At 55.4% G+C, this 11,705-nt stretch carries 15 protein-coding genes; 4 read left to right on the top strand and 11 right to left on the bottom strand.

Features of this window, described 5'->3' with window-relative positions; all coding sequences use genetic code 11:
• Window positions 1–31 precede the first annotated feature (31 nt).
• From uspG to dcuC, 4 genes are all read right to left on the bottom strand, one after another.
• Entirely contained in the window at window positions 32–460 is a 429-nt protein-coding gene (gene uspG / locus HMPREF9538_RS13080; RefSeq protein WP_002894401.1) for a universal stress protein UspG, read from the bottom strand.
• A 186-nt stretch (window positions 461–646) separates the two neighbouring features.
• Window positions 647–1,057, bottom strand: a complete 411-nt coding sequence (gene rnk / locus HMPREF9538_RS13085) for a nucleoside diphosphate kinase regulator (protein WP_002894404.1) — start codon at window positions 1,055–1,057, stop codon at window positions 647–649.
• Between the two features lie 178 nt (window positions 1,058–1,235).
• On the bottom strand, window positions 1,236–2,033 hold the full coding sequence (gene rna, locus HMPREF9538_RS13090) for a ribonuclease I (RefSeq protein ID WP_004176884.1): 798 nt from the start codon (window positions 2,031–2,033) through the stop codon (window positions 1,236–1,238).
• A 92-nt stretch (window positions 2,034–2,125) separates the two neighbouring features.
• Window positions 2,126–3,499: an anaerobic C4-dicarboxylate transporter DcuC gene (gene dcuC, locus HMPREF9538_RS13095; RefSeq protein ID WP_004142371.1), complete on the bottom strand. Its 1,374-nt coding sequence runs from the start codon at window positions 3,497–3,499 to the stop codon at window positions 2,126–2,128.
• A gap of 338 nt (window positions 3,500–3,837) precedes the next feature.
• On the opposite strand from dcuC, the gene pagP reads away from it, so the two are divergent.
• Both pagP and cspE read left to right on the top strand, forming a co-directional pair.
• Window positions 3,838–4,356 carry a lipid IV(A) palmitoyltransferase PagP gene (pagP, locus tag HMPREF9538_RS13100; RefSeq protein ID WP_002894414.1) on the top strand — a complete coding sequence of 173 codons (519 nt, stop codon included), beginning with the start codon at window positions 3,838–3,840 and terminating at the stop codon, window positions 4,354–4,356.
• A 194-nt stretch (window positions 4,357–4,550) separates the two neighbouring features.
• Entirely contained in the window at window positions 4,551–4,760 is a 210-nt protein-coding gene (cspE, locus tag HMPREF9538_RS13105) for a transcription antiterminator/RNA stability regulator CspE (protein ID WP_002439184.1), read from the top strand.
• A gap of 67 nt (window positions 4,761–4,827) precedes the next feature.
• Here the strand turns inward: cspE and crcB are convergent, their stop codons facing one another.
• Window positions 4,828–5,211, bottom strand: a complete 384-nt coding sequence (gene crcB, locus HMPREF9538_RS13110; RefSeq protein ID WP_002894459.1) for a fluoride efflux transporter CrcB — start codon at window positions 5,209–5,211, stop codon at window positions 4,828–4,830.
• A gap of 89 nt (window positions 5,212–5,300) precedes the next feature.
• Between crcB and HMPREF9538_RS13115 the strand changes: the two genes are divergently transcribed.
• The gene (locus HMPREF9538_RS13115) at window positions 5,301–6,089 is read left to right on the top strand and encodes a deaminated glutathione amidase (RefSeq protein WP_009485192.1); all 789 of its coding nucleotides are present in this window, start codon (window positions 5,301–5,303) and stop codon (window positions 6,087–6,089) included.
• A 242-nt stretch (window positions 6,090–6,331) separates the two neighbouring features.
• A complete protein-coding gene (tatE, locus tag HMPREF9538_RS13120; RefSeq protein WP_002894464.1) occupies window positions 6,332–6,538 on the top strand; it encodes a twin-arginine translocase subunit TatE in 207 nt (68 codons plus the stop codon).
• A gap of 190 nt (window positions 6,539–6,728) precedes the next feature.
• On the opposite strand, the gene lipA is transcribed toward tatE, so the two are convergent.
• The 6 genes from lipA to HMPREF9538_RS13150 all read right to left on the bottom strand — a co-directional run.
• Window positions 6,729–7,694, bottom strand: coding sequence for a lipoyl synthase (gene lipA / locus HMPREF9538_RS13125; RefSeq protein ID WP_002894467.1), 966 nt, complete (start codon window positions 7,692–7,694; stop codon window positions 6,729–6,731).
• Window positions 7,695–7,874: 180 nt separating this feature from the next.
• The gene (locus tag HMPREF9538_RS13130; protein ID WP_004220154.1) at window positions 7,875–8,834 is read right to left on the bottom strand and encodes a YbeF family transcriptional regulator; all 960 of its coding nucleotides are present in this window, start codon (window positions 8,832–8,834) and stop codon (window positions 7,875–7,877) included.
• A 130-nt stretch (window positions 8,835–8,964) separates the two neighbouring features.
• Complete coding sequence (gene lipB, locus HMPREF9538_RS13135; RefSeq protein WP_002894472.1) at window positions 8,965–9,609, bottom strand: lipoyl(octanoyl) transferase LipB; 645 nt, start codon at window positions 9,607–9,609, stop codon at window positions 8,965–8,967.
• Window positions 9,610–9,713: 104 nt separating this feature from the next.
• Window positions 9,714–9,977, bottom strand: a complete 264-nt coding sequence (gene ybeD, locus HMPREF9538_RS13140) for a DUF493 family protein YbeD (RefSeq protein WP_002894474.1) — start codon at window positions 9,975–9,977, stop codon at window positions 9,714–9,716.
• A gap of 112 nt (window positions 9,978–10,089) precedes the next feature.
• Window positions 10,090–11,289, bottom strand: a complete 1,200-nt coding sequence (dacA, locus tag HMPREF9538_RS13145) for a D-alanyl-D-alanine carboxypeptidase DacA (protein WP_002894539.1) — start codon at window positions 11,287–11,289, stop codon at window positions 10,090–10,092.
• A 138-nt stretch (window positions 11,290–11,427) separates the two neighbouring features.
• Window positions 11,428–11,705 (bottom strand): SPOR domain-containing protein (locus tag HMPREF9538_RS13150; protein ID WP_009485191.1); only part of this gene is annotated, 278 nt, incomplete at its 5' end.

Genomic DNA, 11,705 nt, shown 5'->3' with positions numbered 1-11,705 from the left:
CCCTTCTTTTTTTATACTCTTTTCGTCATTCTTACCTGACGACCATTACCGGGATATGGGCATGGCGGATCACGCTTGAGGCATTGGAGCCGAGCAGGTGGGTACTGATGGAGGGATTGCGTGAGCCAATAACTACCACGTCGGCGTTAATTTCGCTGGCCAGCTCGTTGACCATATCGCGCACGCTGCCAAAACGGACATGTAGCTTGATACGAGACGGGTCAATGCTGAAGTGGCTGACCATCGTCTGCAGGCGAGTCTCCGCCTCATGCTGCAGATGTTCCTCAAACCGCCGCAGGTCGGCGGTAAAACGGCTCATGGTAAAGCTCGCGGAACCCGGTAAGACGTGGAGCAGATGGATCACCCCGTCCTGCTGGGCCAGAAACTCCGCGTGCCGGACGGCTTTATCGCTCAGCGCCATCTCAAAGACATCAACCGGCATAATGATAGTCTTATACATATGCAATCCTCCTTGTTCGTTTGCGTCTATATCAACATATTATATGCGGATATTGTGTCATTCAGGTCGCAAAACTGTCAGCCAGGCAGGCGCAAAGCGTAAAAAAGGGTAAGCGGCGGGAAAACAGCAGAAAGAGGATGTGCGGACATCCTCTGAATAAAGCGCGAAACGCCTCAGGCAGCGGGATTAGCGGTGGAATTCGCCAGCGGCTTCCGGCTGGTACAATAGCTCCAGCACTTCCAGGTGCGTCGATGCGCCGCCCGGCAGCTCCCAGTGAATGGTGCTGCCGACTTTCAGGCCCAGCAGCGCGGCGCCCACCGGCGCGAGGACGGAGAGCTGGCTGGCGCTGTCGGTCACCTGTGACGGAAACACCAGCGTCCGCACGCGCTCTTCGCCGCTGGTTAAATCACGGAATTTTACCCTGCTATTCATGGTGACGACATCATGCGGCATCGCTTCCGGGGCCAGCATTTGCGCGCGGTCGAGTTCCTCATTCAGGGCATCGGCAACCGGTGAGTTGGCGAAAGCCGGCTGCTCCAGCAGCCTGTCGATACGTTCGGCATCCAGTTCATTAATGATGATTGCGGGTCTGGTCATTGCATACTCCATGTTATCCAGGAACCTGTCCGTAAAAGAAAACCCTCGCCGAAAGGGGCCAGGGTTAAGGTCCTACCATCATACTGAGAGTTGCCGGCAGTTTGAAGTGATGAAACGCACATTCAGCGTGCAACACCATCCGGCGGACGGTGTTTTCCAATCAGCATCCCGCTTTGCGCTAGTGACCAACCTTATCGAGGATAAACTGTGCGCCGCAGTTACCCGGGTGAGGCTGGGGCAGAAAAGCGGAAGTGGCCAGCGGGGCGTTGATGGTCGCGGCGTTGAGCGAGATTTGCATCTCCGTCAGATAGGCCGGATTACCGTTGCAGGTTAGCTTAAACGCCTTCACGCTCTGCGGACCCCAGGCGCGGGCCACGGCGGCGTCGAAGTCGGCGCGGCTGACCGTTTGGCCATAGTGCTTCGCGAGAAAATCCCCCACCGGGCTGCGCTTAATTTCACCGTTTAGTCGCACCATGGCGCCAAAGTAGCTGTCGGGATCGAAGCCGAAGCAGACGCCATGTTTGGCATATTCGTAGCGTTCCAGACAGGAGGTGCCGCCCGATCCCGGCATCACATTATTAAGTTTATTGGCCATCTCCAGCGACAGTCCGGTCTCCGCCGCCTGGCATTTGCGGTTCGCTTTTACCTCCGGCATGTTGGGCACCGGACGCGTGGCGCAGCCGTAGCGCATCCAGCGACGTTCATCCACTCCGCGCGCGGCAATGGACTTTGGCAGCCCGGGCCACAGGCCATGCACGGTCAGAAAGTCGGCTTTATTCGCGGTGTCCTGCTGCAGGCGACACTCTTCCGGTTCGTTGCGATTGCGGTCATACATGCTCTGACAGAATCCGGTTTGCCAGGAGAGGGCAAGGACGTAGCGGTCAAAATCAGCGTATCGCGTCGCGGTGAGCGGTTCAGCACCGGCCTGAGTGGCGGTAAGCACAAGGGCAATCGCGGCGAAATCCTTCCTGAACATTTTTATTCCTGATTATGGATGGCAAAAGATAACGGGGAGTTATTAAAGCATAAAAAAGGCGCCCGCTGGCGCCTTTTCGCGTGGTTAGACCATTAGTGGAGCGCGCTGCCGGGCACCAGGATTTCAGTAGCAACGATCACCACCAGCAGGCCAACGAGCACCGGCACTGAGGTGCGCTTGACCACTTCGAATGGGGAAATCTTCGCCATCCCGGCAACGGCGACCACCACCCCGGAGACGGGCGATATTGTGCGGCCGAGGTTAGAAGCCTGCAGCATCGGAATCGACAGGTAGGCCGGATTGATGCCGGAGGAGTGCGCCAGCTTGGGGATCATCTCAACGAAGGCGTAGAACGGGGCATTACCGGAACCGGTGGTCATCGCCGCCAGCATGGTCAGGATCACCAGCACCAGCATCAGAATAATACTGGCCGAGCCGAAGGAGGTGGCGATTGAGATCAGACCGTTGATAAAGCCGATAGTGCTTAACCCCTGGGCAAAGACGCCGGCGGCAACCAACAGCATCACTACGCCGGCGAAGGCGTCGGCCATTCCACGGTAGGCGACTTCCAGCCCGCTAAAGACGTTTTTGGTGTTGAAACCGCGCAGGAACTCGAGGATCGCCGCCAGCAGCATGCAGCCAACGAGGATGGTGATAATGTGCAGCTCCGGCCCCCATTTACCGTCAAAGATCAGCACGCCGATGATCGGGGTAAACGGCAGAATGGCATACAGCGCCGGGGCGGTGGTGGTGATGTCGTTGACATCGAGCATCTCGTGAGAAATGTGCTCTTTTTTATCCAGATAGCGCTGCCAGAAAAAGTGGGCGATCGCCATGCAGATAATAGCCGCGATGGAGATCGGCAGCGTGGTTTTAAAAGCAAAGTCGATCAGCGGCATTTCAGCGGCTTTGGCCGCCAGGACGACGTCACCCGAGGTTGGCGAGAGGATAATCGCCGCCGGTGAGGCGCAGATGGCGGCGGCGGCCCCGCGGCTGATACCGACATTCACCATTACCGGGAACAGCGTCGCCATCAGCAGTACGCCAAGGCCGGTCGCGGAGGAGACGGCCAGCGACATCAGGCAGGCGACAAAATAGGCGGCAATCATCAGCAGATAGGGCGAATTAATATAGCGCAACGGCTTCGACGCTAATTTGACCACCATATCATTAGCGCCAATATGGGTCATATAGGTGGCGAAGCCGCACAGCATCATGATCATCATACCCAAATCGCCGCCGCGGCTCATGAGTAGAATCTTAATGTATTCAATAATATCGGTAGCGGAATAGCCGGTGCTCGCGGTATTACCCGGTAACACTTTATGTCCCAGCAGGGCGCTGACGATCAGTAAGATTAAGCCTCCGACGAACAGCACCCCGGTGGCCGAGTAGCCTTTAATGATATAGCGGGCTACGCCCACAATGACCACGATCCCTATCAGGATCTCAATAAACGTCAGCATTTATTACCCCTAAACCCAAAGAATATGTAGCTAAAAAGCACCACACCAAATTTTAATGTGCGAATGTGCCGAAAAAACGGACAAAACTCGCTGATGCAAATCAATAAAGCGATAAGAACTACACGTCCCCCATCACGCCTGGATATAATCACCAGATGGATAGTTAAGCCGTTCTGATGGACAGCGGGCGAAAATCAGGAGTTTGCCTTATTTCGTTCAACCTGCATTGAGATTATCTTTGCTATTTTAGGTGGCTTTTAAATCAAAGTGGTAATAGAAAAGTGTTGATGTTACGTCGTTTTTCATTGTTTTCTCTTGGTTTTTTAGGATGGTTATTGGTGTCCGGAAACGCCAGCGCGTCGTTTTCATCGACCCTTAGCGAAGGTTACCATACCTTAAGTAATAACGTAGCGCAGACCTGGAATGAGCCGGAGCACTATGATTTGTACGTTCCAGCCATCACCTGGCATGCGCGCTTTGCCTATGACAAGGAAAAAACCGATAAGTATAACGAACGTCCGTGGGGGGCAGGTTTCGGCGTCTCGCGCTGGGATGAGAAAGGGAACTGGCATGGCCTGTACCTGATGGCGTTTAAAGACTCTTTTAATAAGTGGGAGCCCATCGGCGGCTACGGGTGGGAGAAAACCTGGCGCCCGCTGACGGACCAGAATTTCCACCTCGGCCTTGGCTATACCCTCGGCGTCACGGCGCGCGATAACTGGAACTACATCCCGATCCCGGTGATCTTGCCATTGGCGTCAATAGGTTACGGTCCGGCAACTTTCCAGATGACCTATATTCCCGGCACCTACAATAACGGTAACGTTTACTTCGCCTGGGCGCGCATCCAGTTTTAATTCGCTAAGTCTTAGCAATAAATGAGATAAGCGGAAGGTCTTGTGCAAAAACAAGGACTAAAGCGTTACCCACTAAAAAAGATAGCGACTTTTATCACTTTTTAGCAAAGTTGCACTGGACAAAAGGTACCACAATTGGTGTACTGATACCCGACACAGCATTAGTGTCGATTTTTCATATAAAGGTAATTTTGATGTCTAAGATTAAAGGTAACGTTAAGTGGTTTAATGAGTCCAAAGGATTCGGTTTCATTACTCCGGAAGATGGCAGCAAAGATGTATTCGTACACTTCTCTGCAATCCAGTCCAACGGTTTCAAAACTCTGGCTGAAGGTCAGCGCGTAGAGTTCGAAATCACTAACGGTGCCAAAGGCCCTTCTGCTGCAAACGTCATCGCTCTGTAAGCAACGCGTCAGTAGAATATAAAAACCCGCTAATAAGCGGGTTTTTTTTTGCCTGTCTCCTTCGCTTTTAGCGGCTGGCCGCCTGCGAGAAAAGCCAGAAGGCGACCGCCGTCATTGCAAACGAACCCAGCAAATTCACCGCGACGTTGAGCAGCGCCCAGCTTACCCGGCCCTGCTGCAGGAGAAACACCACTTCTGCAGAAAAGGTGGAGAACGTGGTCAGGCCGCCGCAGAAACCGGTGGTAATCAGCAGTTTCCACATCGGGTCAATACCGGTCAGACGATTAAACCACGCCAGCCCGGCGCCAATCACAAAGGCGCCTAACAGGTTGGCCGTTAGAGTCCCAATCGGGATAGCATGGTGCACAGGATTGAGCTTCATGCCGAGCCACCAGCGCAATACGCTGCCGGTGCCGCCGCCAATAAAAACGGCGCAAAGAAGTTGAAACACGGTCGTTTCCTGCTATTTGATGTAAGAGAGTGTCAAGTGTAGCGCGCATCGGGCGCGATTGGCTATCCATAACCTGACGGGAGAAGAACATGCGGGTAGCGGCAGGACAATTTGCCGTCACGCCAATATGGCGGACGAATGCGCAAACCTGTGTGGCGATGATGCAGCAGGCGGAGCGAGAAGGGGCGGCGCTGCTGGTGCTGCCGGAGGCGTTGCTGGCGCGGGATGACAACAACCCGGATCTGTCAGTTAAATCGGCCCAGCCGCTGGATGGCGCATTTTTGCAGCCGCTGTTGGCCGAGAGCAGGCGTAACAGCCTGACCACGGTCCTGACGCTCCATGTGCCGTCAGGGGAGGGGAGAGCGACCAACACGTTGGTGGTATTGCGGGAAGGCGCAGTGATTGCCCATTATCATAAACTTCATCTATATGACGCCTTCGCGATGCAGGAGTCCCGGCGGGTGGATCCCGGTCAGCAGATCCCGCCGGTGATTGAGGTGGCGGGATTACGCGTTGGCCTGATGACCTGCTACGATCTTCGCTTTCCGGAACTGGCGCTTTCGTTGGCCCTGAATGGGGCACAGCTGCTGGTGCTGCCCGCTGCATGGGTGAAAGGGCCGCAGAAAGAGCATCACTGGGCGACGCTGCTGGCGGCACGCGCTCTCGATACTACCTGCTATATCGTGGCGGCAGGCGAATGCGGAACGCGCAATATCGGGCTGAGCCGCATCGTCGATCCGCTGGGGACCACTCTGGCGGGGGCCGGGAGCGAGCCGCAGCTGATCTTTGCCGATCTCTCAGCGGATGACCTTGCGCGCGTTCGCGAGCGTTTGCCAGTGCTGCGGAACCGACGATTTGCGCCACCGCAATTATTATGACGTTTTTTTAAACAAGGCTTGATTCACCTTGTTACAGATTGCTATTGTGTCCGCGCGTCAAATACCCGTATTGTTTATCCCAATAATTCGCTGTGCACGTCAGGATGGACATCTCAGCGCTCACTCCCGGAGGGGAGGCTATGGGCCGAAACACGCAGCCCACGCACAGGTGGATTACAATAGGACGGATAAATGCGTGTATGATGGCGTATTCGCAGCTTGTATAGAGAAGAAGGTTAGCTATGGGTGAGATTAGTATTACCAAACTGCTGGTAGTCGCAGCACTGATTATCTTAGTGTTTGGTACCAAGAAATTACGTACGCTGGGCGGCGACCTGGGGTCGGCTATCAAGGGCTTTAAAAAAGCCATGAACGAAGATGACGATAGCGCGAAGAAAACCACCGCAGAAGAAGAAGCGCCGGCGCAGAAGCTCTCTCATAAAGAGTAATTCTCCGGCTGCGTCTCCTGACGGGATGCTGGCGGTACGGCGAAGAGGCCGCGACGTTTATCGTTGCGGCCTTTGTCGTTTTTGTCGACGCCGCGGAGAAAAGATGCAACTAACTGTTACGGACAGGCGAAACGGATGAAGCGGAGAGAGCCGCTGCGCCGAACAGGCGCGCAGCGGCGGAAGCGGTGGGTTATTTAACTTCCATCCCTTTAGCCTGCAGGTCGGCATGATAGGAAGAGCGGACGAAGGGACCGCAGGCGGCGTGGGTGAAGCCCATCGCCATCGCTTCCGCTTTCATCTCTTCAAACTCTTCCGGGCTGACGTAGCGCTGCACCGGCAGGTGGTGACGGCTCGGCTGCAGATACTGGCCTAACGTCAGCATGGTGACGCCATGGCGACGCAGGTCGCGCATCACTTCGATGATCTCGTCGTTGGTTTCGCCCAGACCTACCATCAGGCCGGATTTCGTCGGGATCTCCGGGTGCGCTTCTTTAAAACGCTCCAGCAGCTTCAGCGACCAGTTGTAATCCGCGCCCGGACGTACCTGACGATAAAGACGGGGCACGTTTTCGAGGTTATGGTTGAAGACATCCGGCGGGGTCACCGTCAGAATATCAAGTGCGCGATCCATGCGGCCGCGGAAATCCGGAACCAGCGTTTCGATCTTAATCGACGGGTTTTTCTCGCGAATGGCGCTGATGCAGTCGGCAAAATGCTGTGCGCCGCCATCACGCAGGTCGTCACGGTCTACCGAGGTGACTACGACATAGCGCAGACCCATATCGGCGATAGTTTGCGCCAGCTTTTGTGGCTCGTTTGCATCTGGCGCGACCGGGCGTCCATGCGCGACGTCGCAGAACGGGCAACGGCGGGTACAGATCGCGCCGAGGATCATAAAGGTCGCGGTACCGTGGTTGAAGCATTCTGCAAGGTTCGGGCAGGAGGCCTCTTCGCACACAGAGTGCAGGCCGTTCTTACGCATCGCTGCTTTGATTCCCTGGATACGGGACGAGTCTGCCGGAAGTTTGATTTTCATCCATTCCGGTTTTCTGAGCAGAGCTTCACGCTCAGTTGCCACGTTTTTCACCGGGATAAGGGCCATTTTATCGGCGTCGCGGTACTTAACACCGCGTTCCATCACAATGGGTTTACTCATAGCGTGCGTGTTCCAGTTGCGAGTCACGAAGGAAAGCGAATTAATTCAATGAAATGTTGCAATTATCAACTATTTTTGAATCAAGAGCAGGCAGTATACCATTGAAAAGGGGCAGAAAGCAGCCTGCCTGCCCGGCAAATTGTAAAATAGTTGTTGTTTTATCCTTTTCCCTTCCGTGCGCTACGCCTTAAACGAGCGGATCACCGTCTCGATGATCTCTTTCAGCAATGGCTCTTTCCCGCTCAGCTTATTAAAGTGCAGCGCAACGTCAATCTGCTCTTCACCGAGGGAAGGGAAATCCAGGGTCTGCAGCGGCCAGAGACGGGACACCATGGCGAACAGGCGTTCGGTGGTCAGACCCAGCATATCGCTCCCGGCGATCATCGCCGCCTGGGTCATCAGGTTAAAGGTGCTAAAGCCGCAGCGGCGCTCGCCCATCTCTTCCTGTAGTCGGCGATGGAGGGTGGGGTAGCGCTGGCCTTCCGGCAGCAGCAGCGCAAATTCGTACTCCGCGAGGGTCGTTTCATCCTGCGGACCGTCCAGCGCGGGATGTCCTGCGCGGCAGTACATCTGTACCCGATCCTGATACAGCACATGATGGCTTATCGCCTGGCCGCTGTGCAGGTGGGTATCAATGAGCAGATCCACCTGGCGCTGGTCAAGCTGCCTCGCGGCGTCGACGATGGCGATATTGTGCAACAGGATCTGCGGAAAGGTCGGCTTCAGCGCGCTGGCCAGGCCAGGCATCAGCAGCGCTCCCATCGCTGGCGTAGTGGCGATAGTGATCACCCGCTGCTGGTGCGGGCTACCGGTGATATCCAGCGCGCTGAGGAAAGCTTCCATGCCGCGGCTGATGTATTGATGAAGATGGGTGGCATAGGCGGTGGGGGTGACGCCCTGTCCTTTGCGGATAAATAGCGGATCGGGGAACAGCGCCCGCAGTTTGTTAATTGACTGGCTAATCGCCGAGGGTGTGATATTGAGTATCTTCGCGGCGTTGACGATACCTTTATGTACGTATACCGCTTCAAAGATCGTCAACAGATTGAGGTCAATATTACGCAGGATGCGAAACATTTGACGATCGTAACGTTCATCCTGTCTGTCAGGAGATTCTGACGGAGGCGTATTCTCTGGCACGCGATGAGTCCGGTTGGGAATGATAGGCCAAGTATAGCGGCCCACCGCGTTGCCGTGCGTGACAATTGATTGCAAAAATAACGTGTTACTCGTTTAGCGCCCCGCTGACAGCGGGACGTTGGCCTGCCGCTTAATCCCGGGGAAGATATTCGTGCGGTGGATGATTTAGCAGCGCCAGCAGATTGGCGACCAGCCGCGGAGCGACCGTCTCCGGGGAGGCTGCAGGCTGCCACTGGCGCATTTGCGTCATCTCCATACCGGCATAGCCGCAGGGGTTGATACGCAGAAACGGTGTGAGATCCATGGCGATATTAAGCGCCAGACCGTGGAAAGAACAACCTTTACGGATCCGCAATCCCAGAGAGCAGATTTTGCGTTCGCCGACATAGACGCCAGGGGCGTCGGCGCGGGGGTGCGACTCGATACTATATTCAGCCAGGGTATTGACGACCGTTTGCTCCAGCAGCGTCACCAGCTCCCGCACGCCCAGCTTACGGCGCTTGAGGTCCAACAGGACGTACATCACCTGCTGTCCCGGACCGTGATAGGTGACCTGGCCGCCGCGATCGCTCTGGATCACCGGAATATCGCCGGGCACCAGCACGTGTTCCGCTTTACCGGCCTGACCCTGGGTGAATACGGGGTGATGTTCCACCAGCCAGATCTCGTCGAGGGTATCTTCATCACGGGCGTCGGTAAATTCATGCATCGCCTGCGAGACGGGTTCGTAAGGTTGCAGGCCAAGCTGCCGGATAAGAATTTTATTGTGCTGCAAAACAACATCTCCGCCGGGAAGAGAGAATTCAGGTTGGGGAGTATATCACAGCCGTGCAGAAGGGAATGAGAAGCCCCGGCACGGCGGCCGGGTCAGGGAAAAGGTTACAGCACCATCCGAACGATATCGATATTGCCTAACTCTTCGTACAGCGTTTCCACTTGTTCAATGTGGGTGGCGTTGATGGTGATGGAGACCGAGTGGTAGTTACCTTTGCTGCTCGGTTTTACTGACGGCGAGTAATCACCAGGCGCATGGCGCTGTACCACTTCCACCACCTGATCAACCAGCTCCGGCAACGCCTGCCCCATTACTTTGTAAGTAAATGGCGTAGGGAATTCAAGCAGTTCGTTAAGTTTGGTTTTCATGTCAGCTCCGGTGTTACGACAAAATAATAACTCCCACCAAGGGCGGGAGTTATCAGGTTACTTGGATGAATAGTATATGGGGATGGAAATCACACTTTCAAGTGTTCGATTTTTAACCAAACCAGTGGTGGAACATTAATTTAATGTAATCAATAATTTTGCCGAAGAAATTACCTTCCGGAATTTCCTGCAGGACCACCAGCGGACGCTGGTCGATGGTTTTACCATCCAACTGGAAGTTAATGGTGCCGACAACCTGGTTTTTCTGCAGTGGGGCGTGCAGCTCAGTGTTATTCAGCACGTAGCTGGCTTTCAGATCTTTCATTCGGCCGCGCGGAATGGTCAGGTAGACGTCTTTATCCACCCCCAGCGAAGCGCGATCGCTGTCGCCGAACCAGGCCGGTTCAGAGGCAAACTCTTTGCCAGCTTTAATCGGGTTGACGGTTTCGAAGAAGCGGAAGCCCCAGGTAAGCAGTTTTTTGCTTTCCGACTCACGGCCTTTGAACGTCCGGCCGCCCATTACCGCGGAGATCAGGCGCATCTGGCCTTCGGTGGCGGAAGCGACGAGGTTGTAACCCGCTTTGTCGGTATGGCCGGTTTTGATGCCGTCGACGTTCAGGCTGTTATCCCACAGCAGGCCGTTACGATTCAGCTGGCGGATGCCGTTGAAAGTGAACTCTTTCTCACGATAGATGGAGTACTCGTTCGGTACGTCGCGGATCAGCGCCTGGCCAATCAGCGCCATGTCGCGCGCGGAGCTGTACTGTCCGTCAGCATCAAGACCGTGAACGGTCTGGAAATGGGTGTTTTTCAGGCCCAGAGCGTTGACGTAGTTGTTCATCAGGCTGACGAAGGCGTCCTGGCTGCCGGCGACGTAGTCGGCCATCGCCACGCAGGCATCGTTACCGGACTGCAGGTTAATACCACGGATCAGCTGAGAAACCGGCACCTGCATGCCCGGCTTGAGGAACATCAGAGAAGAGCCTTTGAAAACCGGGTTGCCGGTGGCCCAGGCATCGTTGCCGACGGTGACCAGATCGGACTCTTTGAATTTGCCCGCTTTCATCGCCTGACCGATAACATAGCTGGTCATCATTTTGGTCAGACTGGCCGGGTCGCGGCGGGAGTCGGCATTGTTTTCAGCCAGTACCTTGCCAGAGTTGTAATCGATAAGGATCCAGGATTCGGCGTCAATCTGCGGGGCGCCTGGGATCATCGTTTTGATATTCAGGTCATCGGCGCGGGCAGCGGAGGAGAGCGCTGCAACGGAGAGCGCCGTAATGAGTAAACGAGCGGTGAAAGAGGTCTTCATGGTCAGAACAACGGCATCCGTGATGGAGTTAAAAAAGTGCCTTACTATAGCAAATGCTCTGCGGGCCAGCATCCGACATTGCGCATGAGTTTGTTAATGACTTTTACATGCGCGAGGTGAACGGGCGGCCCGCGGCGTTTAGTTGGCGCGAGTAATAAAGGACTGCAGCTGCGCTTCGCTTTGCAGGCGCTGCTGCACGGCGCTGGCCTGTGCTTTATCAGCAAAGGGACCCAGCTGAATACGCCAGACCGCGCCGTTTTGCATGACCCGGCCTGGCACAGAAAACTGCTGGCTCAGGCGCTGCTGATACTGCTGCGCCCGCGTCTGGTCGCTTACTGCGCCCACCTGGACAACAAAATTACCGCTGGCGCTGGAGGTCGCCGAGGACGAGGCCGCCACGGCGCCAGCGGCCGCGG

The sequence above is a fragment of the Klebsiella sp. MS 92-3 genome, assembly GCF_000195655.1.
Lineage (GTDB): Bacteria > Pseudomonadota > Gammaproteobacteria > Enterobacterales > Enterobacteriaceae > Klebsiella > Klebsiella pneumoniae.
This window is presented reverse-complemented; position numbering and strand designations above follow the sequence as displayed.